Below are 19,569 nucleotides of genomic sequence, written 5' to 3' on the forward strand. Positions count from 1 at the left end.
GGGCTAGCGCAAGAAATCCCCGAACGCCCTCGGCCCGTCCGACATCTTGATCTCCCCGGTCACGGCGAGCGTGCCGGCGTCGATCACGCTCAGCGTGTTGTCGCCCCAATTGGCGACATAGAGCCGGCGCCCGTCCCTGGTGGCGGCGATGCCTTCGGGATGGTCGCCGACGTCGATGGTCTTGAGGGTCTTCAGGGTGGCGAGGTCGAACACCGTCACGGTGTTCCCGTACTGGTCGGTGACGAAGCCGCGCCCCCCGGCCAGCGCCACCACGTAGGGCCGCTCGCCCGTGGCGGCACGGCCGACCTCGCGGGCGGCGGCGACGTCGATCACCGACACGTCGTTGCCGGTGACGTTGGCGGTGTAGGCGCGCGCGCCGGTCGCATCGAGGGTGAGGCCGAAGGGGTGGTGGCCGACCTTGACGCGTGCCGTCTCGCGCCGGGTGGCGAGGGCGACGATGGAGACGGAATCGTCCTCGCGGTTGGCAACGAGCAGCGTGGCACCGTCCGGCGTCACGGCGAGGCCCGAGGGCGAGGCGCCCACCGCGATCTCGCCGTCGGGGGCGAGGGTGCCGTCCCTCGGCACCAGGACGAAGACGCGAGCGGCGTACCAATCGGCCACGTAGACCGCTCCGGAGACCGGGTCGACGGCGATGCCCAGCGGCCCGCCGGGGAGGGGGACGAGGCCGATGACCCGGCGGGTGGCGAGGTCGATCACCGCCAGCCCCGGCCCGTCGGGCCGGGTGACGTAGGCGGTGGCCCTGTCGGGGGACAGGGCGACCCCGGCGGGCGAGCCCGCCACCGGGATCGTGGCGACGACGGCGCCGCCGTCGAGATCGACGATCTCGACGGCATTGGCGCCCTGCACCGTCACCACGGCCTGCGCCGCCAACGCGGCGGGAGCCGTCGCGATCAACGCGACGAGGCAGGCCGCGACGAGGCGCGGACGGCTCACGAGCCCTTCTCGACCTTCGTCTTCAGGTTCTCGAGGCCGGCCTTGTAGAGGCCGAGGACCGCCTTCTTTGAGGCCTCGTCGTTGAGGTCGGCCGGGGGATCGTTGTTCATGTAGCCCCGGTAGAACGCCCCCTTCCAGGTGACCTTGGTCTTGGCGCCGTCGCCCTCGACCTCGATCGTGGAGGAATAGTCGTTCACCGGCAGGGTCTTCACGTCGACCTTGGTGATCCGGTAGGAGAGGGTCTTCTTGTCGGCGTCGCGCTTGTTGAGCTCCTCCTCGACGGTGGCGCCGCCCTTGAGCGTCAGCACGCGGGTGGCCTTGGCGTCGTTGCCGCCCTTGCCCTCGGTCTTCTCGACCACCGGGATCCAGCTCGCGTCCTGGAACTCGCCGACGACGGCCCAGACCTTGTCGGCGGGGGCGGCGATCTCGATCGAGTCCGAAACCTTCTGGCGGGTCGGGCCGTGGGCCTGCGCCGCGAAGGACACCGTGGCGAGCGCCGCCACGGCGGCCAGCGTCATGACTTTCATGTGTTCGTTCTCCTTGGACGAGCCGCGGTTCAGCCGGCGGCGTCGGGTTGTGCGAGGACGGGACCGTCGCGCCCGAGGGCGGCGGCGACCTTGTCCTCGATCCAGCTCCAGGCCTCGCGCTCGGCAGGCCCGGCGGTCTTGGATATCGCGATGGCGTGGTAGGCCATCTCCGTCAGGATCTTCTCGGGCTCCAGCATGGTCAGGCGCGTCGAGAGGATCGCCGCCTCCAGCACCGCGCCCTGTGCCCGGTTGTAGCCGATGAACGGGGTGTGGCTCTCCCGATGGACCATGCGGCCGCGGTAGCGCGGGCGGGTCTCGTTCTCCTCCACCGCCACCACCTCGAACTCGGCATGGCCGAAGCTCTCGGCCAGGCGCACGCCGGGAATGACCGCGCAGGGCAGGGTGGCCCACTCGCGCCGGCCGGTGACGGCGCCGGCGATCACCCGGATGTCGCGCGGGCTCGAGGCGGCGAACACCGGGTTGGCCTCGAGGTTGAGGATGGTGGGCGAGGGCCGGAACGGGGCGAGGATCCACTCCCCGCCGTCCTCGATCAGGCCGAACGGCACGAGATGGACGTCGCCCTCGGCCGAGCGCGTCGTCACCACGGTTTCCAGGATCAAGGGCACCGACTCAACGCTCCCCGGCCGGCACGAGCTTGCCGCAGACGATACGCCCGGCCTCGGCGGCGGGTTCCGCCGCGGAGGGAGAGCCGGTGCCCCGCGTCGGCCCGGCGGCCTTGAACGCGGTGGTGTCCTCGGCGACCGGATCGGCGGCGGCCCCCCAGCGCAGGGGCTCGTCCTGCACGTAGCGCTTGCCGAGCCGCCAGGCGGTCTCGGCCTTGGTCAGTTCGCCGCCGAGATAGAAGGCGTGGCCTCCGTCGGTGGCGACGTCGAGATGAGGGAAGAACGCCATCGCGTCGGTGCCGACCTCGTGAACGGAGCGGTTGTAGACGTGGACGCCGTCCTCGGCCACCGCGATGCGGTAGTTGGGGTCGCGCACCTCGGCCGCCTGCGCCGCGATCTCGTCCGAGGTCTGCACGAAGGGGCGCTTGTCGTGAAGTGCCAGAAGCTCCCGGCCGTAGCCCTTGGGCAGGGCCGCGTCGCCCTTGGCGGCGAACATCACCCGTCGGGCGGCGTCGTGCTCCTCCACCGTGCGCCGGGTGTGGTTGGAAACCTGCACGATGAGCACGTTGCGCACGGTCAGCTCCGAGCACATCCCCACCAGCAGCGCGGTGACGCCGAGGCTGTCGGCCTCGGTGAGCTCGGTGAGGTTGCCGGTGCCCATCATCATCTCGATGCCCGGCCAGCGCCTGCGGATCTCGTGGTAGCGGGTGATCGATTCGACGAAACCGAAGTGGATCGGCTCCAGGATCGGGTCGGCCATGTAGGGGCGCCCGGCCTTCTCCATCCGCTCGATCGCCCGGTCGAGGGAGGGCAGGTCGTCGGGCCGCATCGGCACCAGCACCGGCACCGCGTCGGTCTCGAAGGCGAGATCGAGCGTCTCCTCGTTGAGGCTGAGGAGGAAGTCGGCCCCGGCCCTGGCGCCGCGGGTCAGTTCGTCGAGGGAGAACGAATCGACGCTGACCTTGAGCCCGGCGCCCTTGAGCAGGCGCACGCTCTCCTCGAGATGGGGGAAGTCGGTGTCGGGCAGGCCGCCGAGGTCGATCACGTCGGCCCCGCGCCGGGCGAGGTCGAGGCCCTTGGCCAGGATCTGCTCGGGCGTCATCTTCGAGGAATCGACGATCTCGGAGAAGATGCGCAGGTCGTGTTTCGAGAGGTCGATGGTGCGGCCGGCGAGCCCGAGGTGGGCGGGCAGGTCCACCACCTCGTCGGGGCCGCGTTCCACCGGCAGGCCGAAATGCCGGCTCAGGGCCTCGGGGTCGGCACGGCAGCGGCCGGGCAGGACGATGCGGGTGGCGCCCTCGGGCATCGTCACCCGGCGGCGGATGATCTCCTCGGTCATCAGCGCGGCGACCTTCACCCCGGCATCGGCGATGCTCCAGGCGAACCGGTCGGCCGGCAGGGTGGCGGCGACCTTCTCCAGCCGGGCCCGCGCCATCTTGCCGGTGATGAAGACGAGGTGTTCGGGGGCGCTCATGCTCTTGCCTGCGGCGCTCATGCGGCGGCCCGGTCCGGCGCGGCGCAGCCCGGGCCGCGGACCACGATGCGGCCGGCAAAGCGCCGGGCGAAGTCGGGGAAGGCGGCGTCGACGAGACCGGTCGCGGCGAGTTCGGCCGGACCGGCGCCGGCCGGCACGGCGGCGGACTTCTCGAGGATGCAGGCCCGCGCCCCGATCTCGCCCGCCAGCCACAGGGCGAGGCTGTCGGACGTGACGGCCCAGGATTCGGCGATGTCGGGGTGCCCGGCCCGCAGCATCACCGGGTCCCATACCGGGGTGGCGCCGGCCTCGGACAGGCTCCGGCACGCGGCGAGGGTTTTCGCGATCCTCAGCCTCGGCTCGATCCCGATGAAACACGCCGCCATGCGGCCCATGGCGTCGAGGGCGCGGCGGTGGGCCTCGCCGTCGTCGAAGCGCGCGATGGCCTGCGCCGCGCGCACGGCATCCGCGAAGCCGCCGCCGCCGGGCACGACGACGACGGCTCCCTCGCGCCCTTCGGCGAGGTCCGACAGCAGGCGGGCGAGGCGGGCAGGATCGGCGAGCAGGCTGCCGCCGACCTTCACCACGCTCAAAGGCGTCGCCTCAGGCGGCATCGCGGCGGCCTCCGGCGCGCAGGAGCCGGGCGGCCTCGGCGATGCGAGCCGGATCGAGGTCGCCCCGGCGGTCGCCGCCCCGGCAGAGGCCGCCGCGAAAGCCGAGGTAACCGGCGCCGAGGTCCGACAGGGCCGGGATGTCGGCGAGCGCCAGGGAGCCCGCCAGCCCCGAGACCAGCCCCTCCGCCCGGCAGGCGGCGGTGAAGGCGGATAGAGCCGGCACGGCGATGCGGTCGGTGAGGCGGCGCCCGTCCTTGGTGTTCGTATCGATCATCGCGCCGACGAACCCGGCGTCGGCCAGGGTCGGCAAAACGGCGAGGTCGAGCCCGTCCTCGGCGAACAGCACGGCGATGAGGCGGCCGCGCGCCGCATCCGCCGCATCGCGAAGCGCGTCGCGGCCGGAGCGCAGGCCGGGAGGAAGCGCGACCTTGACGTAGTCGACCCCCGTCGCGGCCATGGCGGCGACCTTGGCGACGAGGTCGCCCGCCTCCCGCGGCTCGCCGGCCACGGCGCTGGTGGTCGCGCGGTCCCCGATGCGGGCCACCATGGCACGGACCAGGGCCGGGTCGAGGGCGCCCAGCGCCCCGCGGGCGGGATCCTTGGCGTCGACGAGGTCGGCTCCCGCCGCACGGGCGACCTCCGCCTCGGCGGCGTCGCGCACGCTCACGAGGAGGCGCGGGGCCGCTCGGACGGACAGATGGGGCTCGGGCCGGGTCATGGGGCCGTGGGGTGTCATACGCGCGCCGAATGATCAATGCGGTCGGTTCGGGGCGACCGGCGACGAGCGAGCGCGGGCCGGGACGACGCCGTTCACGAGCGGTTCGGCAACGGCTCGGCCAGGAGGCGGTTCTTGACGATCCAGCGCATGGCGTGGGCCCAGGTGTCGTCGGTGTCGGCGCGGATCACCGCCTGGCCGGCGCGCAGCACCTTGCCGGTGGCGGCGTCCGAGATGGCGACGTTGAGGTTGAAGATCTGGTTGGAGCCCTTGTCGACGTAGCCGGTGACGGCGAGATCGGCGCCCAGGGCCTTGGCGATCGTCGCGGCGCAGCCCTCGCACTTGAACAGCGGCGCCTGCTTCGTGATCTCGGTCGCCTGCGGCGCCACGTCCACCGGCTCCAGGGTGGCGGTGAGCGCCTTGCGCAGTTCCTCGGTGACGAGCCCGAGGCGGCGGACCTCGTCGGGCCGGGCCTTGCGGCCGCCGACCACGGCCGGATCGTTGAGCTCGATCCCGAAGATCGCGACCTTGTCGGGGGCGGCCGAGGCGACGCCCGGCAGCATCAGGCCGAGGGCGAGGGCGAGGGCGCCCGCGAGGGACTTAAAGACGACGGTCATGCGATCTCTAGCCTCTCATCGGTGCCGGCCGTTTCTCAGATAGCACCCGGCGGGCGCCGGGCAACGGCGACGGCGGCTCCTTAGCGTTTCCTTATGCATCCGGCGTTGAGCGCGAACCCGCAATGTTGTTAGCGTGCCGGCCGCATGCACGCTTCATCCCGGTCCCTCCTCGCCCTCGCCATCGCCGCAGCCTCGGCGGGGCTCGTCCCCATGCCGGTGGCAGCCCAGGAGACGTCGGCTCAGGAGAGCAAGGGGCAGGGCGCCGCGTCGCCCGCGGCGGCGCCCGGCGATACCCACATCGGCCTGATCTACCGGCCGCAGCCGGCGCCGTCCTCCTACGACGCCGAGGCCGTGCCCGACGACGAGGGGGTCGCCGGCGCCCGCATGGCGGTGCGCGACAACAACACCACCGGCCGCTTCACCAAGCAGACCTACGCCCTCGACGAGGTCGCCCTGACGCCCGAGCAGGGGCGGGACGCGGCCGTGGCGGCGGCCAGGGACCTGGCCTCGCGCGGCATCCGCTATCTCGTCCTCGCCCTGCCGGCGGCGGAGGTGCTGGCGGTCGCCGACGCGGTGAAGGGCGAGGGCGTCACGGTCTTCAACACCGCCGCCCCCGACGACGCCCTGCGGGGGGCCGAGTGCCGCGCCAACGTCTTCCACGTGGTGCCGAGCCGGGCGATGCAGACCGACGCCCTGGCGCAGTTCTTCACGCTGATGCGCTGGCGCAAGATGTTCCTCATCGTCGGCCCCAACGAGGCCGACGGGCTCTATGCCGACGCGTTCCGGAAATCGGCGAAAAAGTTCTCGCTCAAGATCAACTCCGAGAAACCCTGGACCTTCGGCCCACTGGCGCGGGCGCGCGGCGACACGCCGACCCGCGCCGAGGCGATGGTGTTCACCCGCGGCCTCGACTACGACCTCGCGGTGGTCGCCGACGAGGCGAACGACTGGGGCGACTACGTCCCGTTCCGCACGGTGGACCCGCGCCCCGTGGCGGGCACGCAGGGGCTGATCGCCACCACTTGGCACCCGACGCTGGAGACCTGGGGGGCGGCCCAGGCGCAGAACCGGTTCCGGCGTCAGGCCGGCCGGCTGATGCGCCCCCTCGACTACCAGGCCTGGGCGGCGGTCCGCACGGTCGGCGAGGCGGCGACCCAGAAGAAGACCGCCGATCCGGCGGTGCTGGTGCCGTATTTCGCCGACCCCGCCTTCGGCCTGCCGGCCTACAAGGGTGTGTCGTTGAGCTACCGCCCGTGGGACCACCAGCTGCGCCAACCGATCGTGGTGGCGCAGGCCAAGGCGATGGTGACGGTGGCGCCCGAGCAGGGCTTCATCCACCAGCGCACGCCGCTGGACACGCTGGGCGTCGACCAGCCGGAGACGACCTGCAAGCTGCGCTGACGGGCGGCAGGCTCCGCCGACCGGCCCGGCTGCGGCGATGCGGATGCGGTCCGGGCCTGTCTCGGAGGCCGAACTGCCCTACAACCAGCACCGGGAACCTCAAACGACGGACGCGACACGAGCGCGCCGCGCGCAGGGACAGGGAGACACGGATGAGCCGTAAGAAGGCCCGCATGGACGTGAAGGCCGGGTTCGGGCTCGCCGCCCTCGCCGGGGCGCTGCTGGGCACGGCTGCCCCAGCCGCGGCCTACACCGTCTACGTCACCAACGAGAAGGGCAACTCGGTCAGCGTCATCGACACGACGACTCTGACCGTCACCGGGACCTGGAAGACGGGTCGCCGCCCGCGCGGCGTCACCGTGAGCAAGGACGGCAAGGAATTGTTCGTCTGCGCCTCGGACGACGACCGCGTCGACGTGCTCGACACCGCCACCGGCAAGACCCTGCGCTCCTTGCGCTCGGGGCCCGACCCGGAGCAGTTCATCCTCGGTCCCGACGGCAACCCGCTCTACGTCGCCAACGAGGACGACAGCCAGGTCACGGTGATCGACATCGAGAAGAACAAGGTGCTGGCGGAGATCCCCGTCGGCGTCGAGCCGGAGGGCATGGGCCTCTCGCCGGACGGCAAGATTCTCGTGAACACCTCCGAGACCACCAACATGGCCCACTTCATCGACACCACGACGCACCAGATCGTCGACAACGTGCTGGTGGACGCCCGGCCCCGGTTCGCCGAGTTCACGTCGGACGGCAAGACGCTCTGGGTCTCGGCCGAGGTCGGCGGCACGATCAGCATCATCGACGTGGAGACGCGCAAGGTGACCCGCAAGATCACCTTCAAGATCCCCGGCGTGACGGACGAGGCGATCCAGCCGGTGGGCGTACGCATCACGAAGGACGGCACCAAGGCCTTCGTGGCGCTGGGGCCGGCCAACCGGGTGGCGGTGGTCAACGCCAAGACCTTCGAGGTCGAGAAGTACCTGCCGGTGGGCCAGCGCGTCTGGCAGCTCGCCTTCACGCCGGACCAGAAGCTCCTGTTCTCCACCAACGGCTCGTCCAACGACGTCTCGGTGATCGACGTGGAGGCCGGCAAGGTCGTGAAGAGCATCGCGGTGGGGCTGCTGCCCTGGGGCGTCGCGAGTTCTCCGAACTAGCCGAGGCGCTTCTCCTCTCCACAGGGGAGGGGAGCGGGTCGCGAAGACGATGACCGAACGCGACCGCCACAAGGCGGCGCTCAGGGAGGGACAAGACGGATGACAGCGACGTTTCGGCTCGCCGGCCTATGGCTGGCGGCCCTTTTGGCGGCCCCCTTGGCGGCCCTCCTGGCAGCGGGCCCGGCCACCGCCCTCGACCTCACGAAGAAGCGCCAGACCCTGCCCGACCTCGTCCTCGGCAACGAGGAGGGCAACGACTTCGTCGTCGAGAACAAGGAGATCGAACTCGAATCCGGCAAGGCCTACCGGCTGCGCATCGTCGCCAAGGGCCGGCAGGAGTACAAGTTCTACGCGCCCGAGTTCTTCCGCCACATCTGGCTCAACCAGATCGTGATCCAGCACCTGGAGATCCACGGCGGCGGCCCGCCCGACCATTTCGAGTTCGACGAGCCGGGCGAGATCGCGGTCGAGTTCGTGACGATCAAGCCGGGCGAGTACCCCTGGACGATCCGCGGCCTGGAGGCCAAGGGCATGACCGGCAAGTTCATCGTCAAGTAGACCGGAGTTCCTCCATGCGTTCCCTCCGTCACGGCCTGGCCGTCCTGGCCCTCATCACCGCGCCCGCCCTCGCCGACGACAAGGCCGAGTGCTCGGAGGGCATCGCCATGATCGAGGCGGCCCTGGCCGCGTCCCCCTCGGAAGCCGCGCGGCCCAAGCTGGCGACCGCCCTGCGCGTGGCCAAGCGCGAGCGCGACGAGGGCGAGTTCGACGAGTGCCTCGACGCGGTGGGCGACGCCAAGCGGGCTTTGGCGCGATGAGCGACGCTCCGGCCCTCGCGGTCGCCGGCGTCACGCATCGCTTCGGCAGCCGGGCGGCGCTCTCCGACGTCTCCCTGGAGGTCGGGCGCGGCCGGTTCGTGGCGCTGCTCGGCCCCAACGGCGCCGGCAAGACCACCCTGTTCTCGGTGATCACCCGGCTCTACACCCACCAGGACGGCCGGGTCGCGATCTTCGGGCACGGCCTCGACCGGGAGCCGTCCCGGGCGCTGGCCCGGATGGGCGTGGTGTTCCAGGCCCGGACCCTCGACACCGATCTCACCGTCGAGCAGAACCTGTTCTACCACGCCAGCCTGCACGGCATCGCCCGCCGGGTGGCCGGGGCGCGGATCGCGGTGCTGCTCGACCGGGTCGGGCTCGCCGACCGGCGGGCCGACAAGATCCGCACGCTCTCGGGCGGCCAGTCCCGCCGCATCGAGATCGCGCGGTCGCTGATCCACGAGCCGCGGCTCCTGCTCCTCGACGAGCCCACCGTCGGCCTCGACCTCGAATCGCGGGCCGACATCGTCGCGATCGTGCGCGCCCTCGTGCGGGAGGAGGGGCTGTCGGTGCTGTGGGCCACCCACATCTTCGAGGAGATCGAGGGGGACGACGACGCGGTGGTGCTGCACAAGGGCCGCATCGTGGCGCGCGGCACCGCCGGCAGCATCGCCCGTCCGGGCGAGACCCTGGAGGCGGCGTTCCGGCGCCTGGTGGCGGACCCGGCGAGGCAGGCGGCATGACGACACCACCCGGCCCCCAGGCCTCGGCCACCCCCCTCGAGAAGCCGGTCCCCCACCTCGGGCGGCTCGATGCGGTCGGATACCTCATCTGCCTGTCCGGCATCGTGCGCCGGGAGCTGCTGCGCTTCTTCAACCAGAAGGAGCGGTTCTTCTCCGCCCTGGTGCGGCCGCTGGTGTGGCTGTTCATCTTCGCGGCGGGCTTCCGCAACACGCTCGGCGTCTCCATCGAGCCGCCCTACCAGACCTACGTGCTCTACGAGGTCTACGTGGTGCCCGGGCTCGCGGTGATGATCCAGCTCTTCAACGGCATGCAGTCGTCGCTCTCGATGGTCTACGACCGCGAGGTCGGCTCGATGAAGGTGCTGCTCACCAGCCCCTATCCGCGCTGGCTGCTGCTGCTGGCCAAGCTCGTGGCCGGCGTCACGGTGTCGGTGGTGCAGGCCTACGCCTTCCTCGCCATCGCGTATTTCTGGGAGCTCGACATCCCCGCGATCGGCTACCTCGCCGCCCTGCCCGCCTTCGTCGCCGCCGGGCTGATGCTCGGCGCCATCGGCCTGTTGCTGTCCTCGATGGTCAAGCAGCTGGAGAACTTCGCGAGCGTCATGAACTTCGTGATCTTCCCGATGTTCTTCGCCTCCTCGGCGCTCTACCCGCTCTGGCGCATCCGGGAATCCTCCGAGACCCTCTACGCCATCTGCATGGCCAACCCCTTCACCCACGCCGTCCAGCTCGTGCGGTTCGCCCTCTACGGCCAGTTCGATCCGCTGGCCTGCGCCGTGGTGGTCGGCACCACCCTCGTCGTCTTCACCCTCGCCGTCATCGCCTACGATCCCGGCCGCGGCATCATGGCCCGGCGCGGCGGTCCCGCCGGAGAAGCCCCATGATCCGTTTCGTTCCCGTTCGTTCCGCCCTGGTCCTCGCCTCCCTCGCCCTCCTGGCCGCCCCGGCCGGCGCCCAGCCCAAGAGCGATCCCGACTGGCCCTGCGTGCAGCGCAAGGTCACGACGCTCAGCCCCGGCACGGTCTGGACCGGGCCCGACATCGCCGAGGCCGGCCCGTGGGGCGACGACTTCGAGGCGGCCGCCCTCGCCCAGAAGATCGCCTCGCGCCGCACCGAGCTGTCCCAGGTCGATCCGCTCCTCGACGACTTCGCGGCCAAGGCCGGCGACGAGAAGGCCAAGCGCCTGACCCGGGTGTTCGCGGGCGTGTTCGAGGTGGTCAACGGCGAGCGCGCCCGCGTCATGGGCGGCATCACCCGCTACGCCCAGGGCCAGCGCCGCATGGCCGAGCGCATCCGCGACGAGGCCGACAAGATCAGCGCCACCAAGGACGGCCCGAGCGCCTCCGACGCCCGCGAGATCCCCAAGGAAGCCTCCGAGCTCGAGAACCAGTTCGCCTGGGACCGGCGCATCTTCACCGAGCGCAGCCAGTCGCTGGCCTACGTCTGCGAGGTGCCGACCCTGCTCGAACAGCGCCTGGGCGAAATCGCCCGCAAGATCCAGGCGCGGCTCTGAATCGCAAGACCCCGCTCCCTCTCACCGAAAGGCTCGCCGGACCCCTCCCGGCGGGCCTTTTTTCGTCGCCGCGGCGAGCTGCCGCTTGGGCCCGACCGCCGACCCGATTCGACCGCCGCACCGCCCGTAGCGACACGGTCGGAGCCCCTGGGCCAATCCGCAACACCGGGCCAAAATCGTGTCGCCGCGCATTGCCGAATCCTCCCGGATTTGATGCCGAATTGGCATGAACCCGTTGTGGCCATTGAGATTTCTGTTGCCGTTTGGACACCCTTGATCGCGATCCGGACCGAACCTCCGGTGAGATGGGGAAATTCGCGGCTCACCCGATTGTGTTGAAGCGCACTCCTCTCGAAACATACCCGAACACGCCGGGGAACAACCGGCGGACCAAACCGGGGACAGGGGTCGAGAGAATGAACAAGCGGACGCTGCGCAGCAGCCTCCTCGTATCGGCGGCGATGCTGCCGAGCGTGGTCTACGCTCAGGGCGCCCAGCAGGCGGTCACCCTGGGCGAGCTCGACGTCGTCGCCTCGGCCCCCTCGGCGAGCGTGCGCAGCGCCAGCGGCGCGCTCCTCGGCATCGACCGCGACAAGCTGCCCCAGAATTCCAGCGTGCTGACCTCGGCCGACGTGAACCGCGTCGGCGCACCGAGCGTGCTGCGGGCACTGGACGAGCGCGTCGGCTCGATCAGCATCAACAACGCCCAGGGCAACCCCTTCCAGCCGACGATCACCTATCGCGGCTTCGAGGCCTCGCCGCTGGGCGGCAGCCCGCAGGGGGTCGCCGTCTACGTCAACGGCCAGCGCTTCAACACCTCGTTCGGCGACACGGTGCAGTGGGACCTGATCCCCGACATCGCGGTGGACCGCATCGAACTCGAGGGCTCGAACCCGGCCTTCGGCCTCAACGCGCTCGGCGGCTCGCTGCAGGTGCTGCTCAAGAACGGCTTCACCTACCAGGGCACCGAGCTCAACGTGCTCGGCGGCTCGTTCGGCCGCGGCTCGGTCTCGTTCCAGCACGGCCAGCGCTCGGACAACGTCGGCCTCTACATCGCCGGCACTTCGCTGTCCGAGAACGGCTGGCGCAAGCGCTCGCCCTCGCGGCTGCGCCAGTTCTACGCCGACCTCGGCGTGCAGGCGGAGAAGGGCGAGTTCCACCTCAACTTCTCGGGCGCCATCAACAGCCTGACCGGCAACGGCACCCTGCCGGTGGACCTGCTCGCCTTCCAGCGCAACGAGGTCTTCACCTACCCCGACAAGACCCTCAACGAGTACGGCCGCATCGGCATCTCGGGCATTTACGACATCGCGCCCACCGTCACCCTGCAGGGCAACGCCTACATCGGCCGGTTCTCGCAGCAGACCGCCAACGGCGACGCCGCCGAGCTCGAGAACTGCGAAGCCAACCCGGACTTCATCTGTTCGGAAGGCGCCAACGAGCAGCAGTTCTTCCTGCGCGACCGCATGAACGCCCCGGTGCGGGCCAGCAGCGTGCGCACGGCCGACTTCGCCTCGCTGCCGCTCTTCGCCGACCGCTTCGACGAGGGCGGGCCCTACGCCTTCCTCAACCAGACCCGCACCCAGACCGACAACTTCGGCGCCACCATCCAGACCACGGTGCGCGAGCGGCTGTTCGACATGCCCAACCGCTTCGTGCTCGGCGGCTCCTACGACGGCGGTCGCACCCGCTTTTCCGCCGACAACTCGGTGGGCGGCCTGACCTTCGACCGCGGTTTCGCCGGCCCTGGCATCGTGGTGCGCTCCGACGACAACGCCATCACCCCGGTGAGCGTGCACTCCAGCAACGACTACGGCGGCATCTACATCCAGAACAACACCGACATCACCGACCGGCTGACCCTGACCCTGCAGGGCCGCTACAACATGGCCAAGATCGTCCTGCGCGACCAGATCGGCACGGCGCTCAACGGCGACCATTACTTCGAGCGTTTCAACCCCGGCATCGGCGCCACCTACAAGATCATCCCCGACCTGCTCACCGCCTACGGCGGCTACGTCGAGGCCAACCGCGCGCCGACCCCGGCCGAGCTCTCCTGCGCCGACCCGCTGGCGCCGTGCTCGCTCACCAACTTCTTCGTCGGCGACCCGCCGCTCAAGCAGGTGGTGTCGCGCACCGTGGAAGCCGGCTTTCGCGGCCGCATCCCGGTGTCGGCGGAATTCGGCGGCATCGTGAGCTGGAAGGCCGGCGTGTTCCGGGCCCGCAACGAGGACGACATCACCTTCGTCCCCTCCGACATCACCATCGGCCGGGCCTTCTTCCAGAACGTCGGCTCGACCCGCCGCCAGGGCGTCGAGGCGGGCATCGCCTACACCACCCCGGTCTGGAACGCCTTCCTCGACTACGCCTTCGTCGACGCCACCTTCCAGACGCCCCTGACCCTGAACTCCGGCGGCAACCCCTTCGCCACCCCCAACCCGGCCCAGCCGGACAACGACGAGGCCCGCCAGGTGTTCGTGCGGCCCGGCGACAGGCTGCCCGGCGTCGCCCCCCACCAGATCAAGGTCGGCGTGCAGTACCTCGTCACGCCCGAGTGGAAGGTCGGCATGCTCGCCCGCTACGCCACCGGCAAGTTCCTGGTGGGCGACGATTCGAACCTCAACAAGACCACCGGCGACTACGCGGTGATCGGCTTCAACACCAGCTACCGGATCGCCCAGAACATCGAGGTCTACGGCTACGTCGAGAACGCCCTCAACGCGAAATACGCCACCTTCGGCACCTTCTCGCCGGTGGGCGAGGTGCCGATCCTGGCCCTGCCCAACGCCAGCTCCAACCGCAGCCTCGCGCCCGGAGCGCCCATCGCCGCCTACGGTGGCCTGCGCATCTTCTGGTAGCACCGCCCGATGCGATCGCGGGGCCGCGCCGAGCGGCCCCGCATCATCCCGATACAAGCCCCCGCGGGTCGCCCCCGCGGGGGCTTTGTCATGAGGGCACGCCGAAAACGACGGCGGACAGGACTCGCAGGCGTGAGACACCGCCTCGGGGACCGGGAAAAACACGCACATCGGCGGGTATTGTCACCCGGATGGGTTGCGCATCGTTCCCTTGGCCGCCGACTTGCACTATGTCGCCTCAGCCGTCCCGAAAACCGTCGCCACGGGATGCGCCGCGGTCCCGGCGGGCGAAGCACCCGCCGACCGGCCCTTGCGACGGACGAGAACCGGGGACCGACCGTTCCCTGGTCCATGACCTTGGAGACCCGATCGATGTCCTCCCACCTTCGTCACGCCCTGCTGTTCTCCGCGATCCTCGTCGCCCTGCCGATGGGGCAGGCCGTCGCCGCCCCCGCCGGCAAGATGGCCGTCGAGATGTTCGATCCCGACAAGGACGGCACGGTCGATCTCAAGGAGGCGCAGGCCGCCGCCGCCGCCCTGTTCGATTCCCTCGACCCCGACAAGGACGGCACCCTCGACAAGAAGGAGCTGAAGGGCCGCCTGACGGCCAAGGAGCTCAAGGCCGCCGATCCGGACATGGACGGCACCCTCGACAAGAACGAGTACCTGGCCATCGTCGCCAAGCGCTTCTCGAAGGCCGATCCGGACGGCGACGGCACCCTCGACGCCAAGGAATTCGGCAAGCCGGCCGGTAAGGCCGTCCTCAAGCTGATGAAGTAACCGCCGCCCCCCAGGGCCCGATCTGTCGCAGCAACGCCGGAGTCGCCTCCGGCGTTGTCTGTTTTTCAACGATCGGGAATGTGTTCATGCGGTTCACCCTTGGCTTCGCGGCCGGTCTTCTCGCCCTGTCCGGTACGGCGCCGGCCTTCGCCTCGTCCTGCACCGACCAGATCGCGACCATCGAGAAGCGTCTCGACAGCGCCGGGGCGGCCACCGTCACCGGCACGGTCCCGCCCGGCGGGCCGACCCCGCCGGCATCCGGCAAGGCGCTGGACGCTCCCCCGGCCGGCAAGCCGACCGATCCGGCGGCCCGCCCCACCGCCTCGGGTGTCGAGGCGGCGCGCGACCTCATCCGGCAGGCCAAGGCCCAGGACAAGGCCGGCGACGTCAAGGGCTGCGAGGCGACCATGACCCAGGCCAAGGAGAAGGCCGGCGCCCTGCCGTAGCGTACGCCGCCCAGGACCTCAGTAGGCGTTGCGCGTCGTGAACAGCGAGATCGGCGTCTCGAGCATGATCCGGATGTCGAACAGGACCGACCAGTTCTCGATGTAGTACAGGTCGTGCTCGACCCGGCGCTGGATCTTGTCGTCGGTATCGGTCTCGCCGCGCCAGCCCTTGACCTGGGCCCAGCCGGTGATGCCCGGCTTGACCTTGTGGCGGGCGAAGTAGCCGTCCACCACCTGGTCGTAGAGGGTGTTGGCGGTCCGCGCGTTGATCGCGTGCGGGCGCGGCCCGACGAGGGAGAGCTCGCCCTTGAGCACGTTGAAGAGCTGGGGCAACTCGTCGAGGGACGTGCGGCGGATGAAGCGCCCGACGGGCGTGACGCGCGGGTCGCCGCGCGTCACCTGCTTGGCGGCGGCGTAGTCGCACTGGTCGACGTACATCGAGCGGAACTTCAGGACCTCGATGATCTCGTTGTTGAAGCCGTGCCGCTTCTGCCGGAACAGGATCGGGCCGGGCGAGGTGAAACGCACCGCCAGGGCGACGCCGATCATCACGGGAGCGAGGGCGAGGAGCATCGCCACGCCCACGACCCGGTCGAAGATGCCCTTCACCACGATGTCCCAATCGGCGATCGGCTTGTCGAACACGTCGAGGACGGCGACGTCGCCGAGGTAGGAATAGGCGCGCGGGCGCAGCTTCAGCCGCGTCGCCTGGGCCGAGAGCCGGATGTCGATGGGCAGGACCCACAACTTGGTCAGCATCTGCATCAGCCGCTCCTCGGCGGCGATGGGCAGGGTAAAGACCACGAGGTCGAGGCGGGTGGAGCGGGCATAGGCGACGAGATCGCTGACCGTGCCGAGCTTCGGATAGCCGGCGATCACCGTGGCGGCGCGGTCGTCGGCGCGATCGTCGAAGAACCCGACGACGCGGATGCCGGCATCGGCCTGCGCCTCGAGGGCGCGGATCAGGTTCTCGGCCAGCGGCCCGCCGCCGACGATGGCGGTGCGGCGGTCGAAGCGCCCCTGGCGCATCTGCGTGGCGACGATGCGCGCCAGCACCATGCGGCCGGCCATCACGCCGACGAGGCCTGCCCCGTAGAAGGTGGCGAGCCAGATCCGCGAGTACTGGTCGGCGACCTTGGCGAAGACCAGGGCCGCGGCCACCACGAGAAACGCGAGCGACCAGGCCGCGAACAGCCGGGGAGCGGCCTTGAGGACGCTGCGGAAGGCCGCGATGCGATAGCCGCCGCTCACCTGGATCATCGCCACGGCCAGGACCGCGCTGCCGAGGATGGCGGCGAGGTAGCGCAGGCCCAGCGGCCCGATCCGGTCGGGCTGCACGAGGTGGACCGCCACCCCGAAGCCGACGATCGCCGCGAATTCGAGAACGCGGACCGTCCCCGTCAGGACGACGGGGGAGAGCGGCGCGGCGGGCATCGGCCGCGTGGTCTCGGCCGGTGGCGCGGCGGCGGGGACGTCGAACCCGGCGACCCGGGCTCCGGGCGCGCCGGCCACCTTGAGGAGGTCGCGGACGTCGAAGGCACTCATCGGATGGCCACCTTGCACATCGGACCGGGGAGGGGGAGCCGGGCGTCGACCGCCCCCGTTCGCGGGTCGGGACCCGTCGTCCGGTCCGGATCGCGCGTCGGTCGAGCGTAGCGGGCCGACCTCACGGAAGGCTTAACGGTGCCGCCCCCGACCCGAGCGGGTCGTCGGCGAAGATCGCCGCCGAGCGGGCCGGGTCGCCCCTGGCCGCCACGGCGGCGGCGTAGCCGGCGAGCACGCCCGCTCCCATCCGCCGCATCGAGAACCGGGCCTCCACCGATGTCGCCAGCCGGCCGACCCGCTCGGCGAGGGCCTCGGGGGCCTCGTCGAGGACACGGGCGAGGGCCGCGGCGAGGGCCTTGGCGTCGCGGGGCGGCACCAGGTCCCGGGCCGCGGCGCCGAAGATCTCGGGAATGCCGCCGACATCGGTGGCGACCAGGGGTTGGCGCGCGGCCGCCGCCTCCAGCACCACGTAGGGCAGGGATTCCGCGAACGAGGGCACCACCATCACCCGGCCCCGGGCCAGGGCGTCCCGGATCGGCTGGGGCGGCTCGTAGACCACGGCGTCGGCGAGGCCCAGCCGCGCCACGGCCGCGGCGATCGCATCGGCGTCGGGGCCCGATCCGACCATGAGCAGGCGCACCGGGCGCCCCGCCGCGCGCAAGGCCGCCAGGGCGTCGATGAGGACCGGGATGCCCTTGGCCTCGCGCAACTCGCCGACATAGACGAGGTCGAACGGGTCGTGCGCCCTCGCGATGGGGGCGAATTCGGCGGCGTCGATGCCGTTGTAGACGATCCGGGCGCGGCGGGTCTCGCCCACGTAGGCCCGGTGCCGGCCGGCGACGAAGGCGCTCTCGAACAGGAACACGTCGGTGCGCCCCGCGAGCGCACGCTCGACGCCCATGTAGAGGCGGTGGAGGCGGCTGCCCGGACGGTAGTTGTAGCTGCCGCCGTGGGGCGTGTAGGCGCGGATGGCGCCCCGCACGACGGCGAGCCGGGCATAGGCGCCGCCCTTGGCGCCGTGCCCGTGCAGCACGCCCACCCCGAGGGCGGCGGCATGGCGCGACAGCCGCCACAGGGCCGCGAGGTCGGCGGCGTGCGGATTGCGGCTCATCGGGATGCGCACGACGCCGAGGCGGAGAACCGGGCGCAGGTCGGCCAGCGCGCGTTCGGCCCGGTCGCCGCCGGTGCCGGCATCGCAGACGATCCCGACGTCGTGCCCGGCCGCGGCCTGGAGACGGACGAGGTCGGAGACGTGGCGGAACAGGCCGCCGACGGGGGCACGGAACACATGCAGGATGCGCCGGCGCGGCTCCTGGCCGGCGGGCGACGCGGACGGGGTGTCGAGGGAGGGGACGGCCACGGGCAGGCTCCTGCGCGCCGAACCGTGACGAGGTCGCGCCGCGTCGAGCGTTAGCCGGAAAGTGTGGGGGGCCGGTTAAGGGAACCGCGGGCATCGGCCGTGATCGTTCCGCCGTGCGGGCGGACGCTCAGATGTTGGGCGCCGCCACCCGCTGGCGCAGCCCGGTGATCACCGCCTTGAGGATGTCGGTGCCCGCGTCGCCCTGGACCTGCCGGTAGCCCTGCGCCGCGTAGATCCGGTCGTGGACGAAGGAGAGCTTGGCGATCACGGCCGGCGTCAGCTTGAAGGGGTAGAGGGCCGGCTGGCCCATGCTGCGGCTGAGCGAATTGATGGCGTAGGTCAACGGCAGCCAGGCCTCGATCATCCGGTCGAGGTCGGGGCTGCGGTGCGGGTCGAACTCGATCCGCACGGTCTGGGGCGCCTGGTTGCGCAGGTGCGGGTTCAGGCTCAGGCCGAACACGCCGGCGGTCTCCAGGGTGTCGACGATGTGGAGGTAATGCGCGAAGGTCTCGGCGAAATCCTCCCACGGGTGGCAGGTGGCATAGGCGCTGACGTAGCCCTCGGCCCAGTCGTCGGGCGGCCCGTAGGCGTGGTGGCGTTGGAGGGCGGCGGCGTAGTTCCGGGTCTCGTCGCCGAACAGGTCGCGAAAATCCCACAGGCTCGGGTCCTGGCGCACGAGCATCGTCCAGAAGTAATGGCCGATCTCGTGCCGGAAATGGCCGAGCAGGGTCCGGTAGTATTCGCCGAACAGCATCCGCCGGCGCTCGCGCTCGACGTCGTCGGCCTCGGCGATGTTCATGGTGATGAGGCCGTTGAGATGGCCCGTCATCACCGGCGGCCCGAGGCGGTAGCTCTCGGTGGGGTCCACCAGGAAGTCGAAGGCGAGCCCGGAGGCCGGGTTCTCGGCACGGGTCATCAGCGGCAGCCGCAGGCGCATCAGCGAGTAGAACAGGCGGTGCTTGGCCGCCTCGATCTGGCGCCAGCGGGTCAGGTTCCAGGCGATGCGCAGGTCCGGCACCAGCCGGTTGTGGCGGCAGGCGGCGCAGAACGCCCCCGGCTCGTCGTCGGGCACCAGCCAGTTGCAGGCGCCGTGCTCGGCGTTGGCGCAGAAGCGATACTTGCGGCCCGGGTCGGCATAGGCGTGCCAGAGGTCTCCCGACGGTTCGAGCGCCGAGACGCTGTGCCCTTCGCAGACGTAGCCGAGGCGCCGTTGGCAACTGTCGCAGGCGGTGCTCTCGAAGCTCACCGGCTGGTCGCAGGCCTGGCACTGGAAGATCTTCATGACGGGGTCTCGATGGCGGAACTCCAGGTGAGGGCGGCGGGCGCACGCCGCGGGCTCGCACCGGGCGTCACCGGCGGGAACCAAGAGGATTGCCGGCCCCCCGGTTCCCGCCACGGCATGATGCACGGGATTTGCTTGCCACCAAGCC

20 protein-coding genes are annotated in these 19,569 nt (G+C 70.9%); 10 read left to right on the forward strand and 10 right to left on the reverse strand.

What is annotated here, in order from left to right; translation table 11 throughout:
* Window positions 1-3: 3 nt before the first annotated feature.
* From ASF39_RS15285 to ASF39_RS15315, 7 genes are all read right to left on the reverse strand, one after another.
* The gene (locus ASF39_RS15285; RefSeq protein WP_056285439.1) at window positions 4-954 is read right to left on the reverse strand and encodes a YncE family protein; all 951 of its coding nucleotides are present in this window, start codon (window positions 952-954) and stop codon (window positions 4-6) included.
* Window positions 951-1,481 (reverse strand): SRPBCC family protein, encoded by a 531-nt coding sequence (locus ASF39_RS15290; protein WP_056285440.1) that lies wholly within the window; start codon window positions 1,479-1,481, stop codon window positions 951-953. The genes ASF39_RS15285 and ASF39_RS15290 overlap by 4 nt, the downstream gene beginning before the upstream one ends.
* 29 nt (window positions 1,482-1,510) lie before the next feature.
* The gene (locus ASF39_RS15295) at window positions 1,511-2,107 is read right to left on the reverse strand and encodes a DUF447 domain-containing protein (protein ID WP_056285443.1); all 597 of its coding nucleotides are present in this window, start codon (window positions 2,105-2,107) and stop codon (window positions 1,511-1,513) included.
* Window positions 2,108-2,111: 4 nt separating this feature from the next.
* Window positions 2,112-3,578, reverse strand: coding sequence for a DUF6513 domain-containing protein (locus tag ASF39_RS15300; RefSeq protein WP_056285767.1), 1,467 nt, complete (start codon window positions 3,576-3,578; stop codon window positions 2,112-2,114).
* 17 nt (window positions 3,579-3,595) lie between these two features.
* Window positions 3,596-4,192 carry a uridylate kinase gene (locus ASF39_RS15305; protein ID WP_056285444.1) on the reverse strand — a complete coding sequence of 199 codons (597 nt, stop codon included), beginning with the start codon at window positions 4,190-4,192 and terminating at the stop codon, window positions 3,596-3,598.
* On the reverse strand, window positions 4,182-4,910 hold the full coding sequence (locus ASF39_RS15310) for a (5-formylfuran-3-yl)methyl phosphate synthase (protein ID WP_056285447.1): 729 nt from the start codon (window positions 4,908-4,910) through the stop codon (window positions 4,182-4,184). Before ASF39_RS15310 ends, ASF39_RS15305 begins: the two co-directional genes overlap by 11 nt.
* A gap of 92 nt (window positions 4,911-5,002) precedes the next feature.
* The gene (locus tag ASF39_RS15315) at window positions 5,003-5,524 is read right to left on the reverse strand and encodes a DUF3280 domain-containing protein (protein WP_056285449.1); all 522 of its coding nucleotides are present in this window, start codon (window positions 5,522-5,524) and stop codon (window positions 5,003-5,005) included.
* A gap of 210 nt (window positions 5,525-5,734) precedes the next feature.
* Here ASF39_RS15315 and ASF39_RS15320 point away from each other — a divergent pair, with 210 nt between their 5' ends.
* The 10 genes from ASF39_RS15320 (at window position 5,735) to ASF39_RS15365 (ending at window position 15,234) form a co-directional block, all read left to right on the forward strand.
* Complete coding sequence (locus ASF39_RS15320) at window positions 5,735-6,925, forward strand: ABC transporter substrate-binding protein (RefSeq protein WP_244472438.1); 1,191 nt, start codon at window positions 5,735-5,737, stop codon at window positions 6,923-6,925.
* Between the two features lie 152 nt (window positions 6,926-7,077).
* Window positions 7,078-8,079 carry a YVTN family beta-propeller repeat protein gene (locus tag ASF39_RS15325; protein ID WP_056285455.1) on the forward strand — a complete coding sequence of 334 codons (1,002 nt, stop codon included), beginning with the start codon at window positions 7,078-7,080 and terminating at the stop codon, window positions 8,077-8,079.
* Between the two features lie 99 nt (window positions 8,080-8,178).
* The gene (locus ASF39_RS15330; RefSeq protein WP_056285458.1) at window positions 8,179-8,637 is read left to right on the forward strand and encodes a hypothetical protein; all 459 of its coding nucleotides are present in this window, start codon (window positions 8,179-8,181) and stop codon (window positions 8,635-8,637) included.
* A 14-nt stretch (window positions 8,638-8,651) separates the two neighbouring features.
* Window positions 8,652-8,897: a hypothetical protein gene (locus ASF39_RS15335; protein ID WP_056285461.1), complete on the forward strand. Its 246-nt coding sequence runs from the start codon at window positions 8,652-8,654 to the stop codon at window positions 8,895-8,897.
* Window positions 8,894-9,637, forward strand: a complete 744-nt coding sequence (locus ASF39_RS15340; RefSeq protein ID WP_055889258.1) for an ABC transporter ATP-binding protein — start codon at window positions 8,894-8,896, stop codon at window positions 9,635-9,637. The genes ASF39_RS15335 and ASF39_RS15340 overlap by 4 nt, the downstream gene beginning before the upstream one ends.
* Window positions 9,634-10,521, forward strand: a complete 888-nt coding sequence (locus ASF39_RS15345; RefSeq protein ID WP_055889261.1) for an ABC transporter permease — start codon at window positions 9,634-9,636, stop codon at window positions 10,519-10,521. The genes ASF39_RS15340 and ASF39_RS15345 overlap by 4 nt, the downstream gene beginning before the upstream one ends.
* Window positions 10,518-11,150 carry a hypothetical protein gene (locus ASF39_RS15350; protein ID WP_055889263.1) on the forward strand — a complete coding sequence of 211 codons (633 nt, stop codon included), beginning with the start codon at window positions 10,518-10,520 and terminating at the stop codon, window positions 11,148-11,150. The genes ASF39_RS15345 and ASF39_RS15350 overlap by 4 nt, the downstream gene beginning before the upstream one ends.
* A gap of 416 nt (window positions 11,151-11,566) precedes the next feature.
* Window positions 11,567-14,008, forward strand: coding sequence for a TonB-dependent receptor (locus ASF39_RS15355; protein ID WP_055889265.1), 2,442 nt, complete (start codon window positions 11,567-11,569; stop codon window positions 14,006-14,008).
* Window positions 14,009-14,380: 372 nt separating this feature from the next.
* Window positions 14,381-14,788: an EF-hand domain-containing protein gene (locus ASF39_RS15360; protein WP_056285770.1), complete on the forward strand. Its 408-nt coding sequence runs from the start codon at window positions 14,381-14,383 to the stop codon at window positions 14,786-14,788.
* 86 nt (window positions 14,789-14,874) lie between these two features.
* On the forward strand, window positions 14,875-15,234 hold the full coding sequence (locus ASF39_RS15365; protein ID WP_056285772.1) for a hypothetical protein: 360 nt from the start codon (window positions 14,875-14,877) through the stop codon (window positions 15,232-15,234).
* 18 nt (window positions 15,235-15,252) lie between these two features.
* On the opposite strand, the gene ASF39_RS15370 is transcribed toward ASF39_RS15365, so the two are convergent.
* The 3 genes from ASF39_RS15370 to ASF39_RS15380 form a co-directional block, all read right to left on the reverse strand.
* The gene (locus tag ASF39_RS15370) at window positions 15,253-16,779 is read right to left on the reverse strand and encodes an undecaprenyl-phosphate glucose phosphotransferase (protein WP_056285464.1); all 1,527 of its coding nucleotides are present in this window, start codon (window positions 16,777-16,779) and stop codon (window positions 15,253-15,255) included.
* Between the two features lie 121 nt (window positions 16,780-16,900).
* Window positions 16,901-18,139, reverse strand: a complete 1,239-nt coding sequence (locus tag ASF39_RS15375; RefSeq protein ID WP_200938234.1) for a glycosyltransferase — start codon at window positions 18,137-18,139, stop codon at window positions 16,901-16,903.
* Between the two features lie 127 nt (window positions 18,140-18,266).
* A complete protein-coding gene (locus ASF39_RS15380) occupies window positions 18,267-19,421 on the reverse strand; it encodes a putative zinc-binding peptidase (protein WP_055889270.1) in 1,155 nt (384 codons plus the stop codon).
* Window positions 19,422-19,569 lie beyond the last annotated feature (148 nt).

Origin of the sequence: Methylobacterium sp. Leaf108 (assembly GCF_001423265.1) — a bacterium.
Taxonomy (GTDB): Bacteria; Pseudomonadota; Alphaproteobacteria; order Rhizobiales; family Beijerinckiaceae; genus Methylobacterium.